1 pseudogene is annotated in these 269 nt (G+C 66.2%); it reads right to left on the reverse strand.

Annotation, left to right across the window (positions count from 1 at the left end):
• Nucleotides 1-269: pseudogene (locus tag SB751_RS30925) on the reverse strand (bifunctional methylenetetrahydrofolate dehydrogenase/methenyltetrahydrofolate cyclohydrolase); the annotation flags it as partial.

Consider the following 269-nt stretch of genomic DNA (forward strand, 5'->3'; position numbering starts at 1 on the left):
CGCGGCGAGGTCACGCGTCTTGCTGTGGCAGATCGTCACCGTTGCGCCGGCTTCGAGCAGCAGCATCGCCATCGGTTTGCCGACGATGTTCGAGCGGCCGATCACGACCGCGTTCGCGCCTTGCAGCGGGATGTCGTGCGCCTCGAACATCTTCATCACGCCATACGGCGTGCACGGGCGGAACAGCGGCTTGCCGGTCATCAGCGCGCCGGCGTTCGCGACGTGAAAGCCGTCGACGTCCTTCTCCGGCGCAATCGCCTCGATCACCT

It is taken from the genome of Cupriavidus sp. SIMBA_020, from assembly GCF_046535395.1.
Lineage (GTDB): Bacteria > Pseudomonadota > Gammaproteobacteria > Burkholderiales > Burkholderiaceae > Cupriavidus > Cupriavidus campinensis.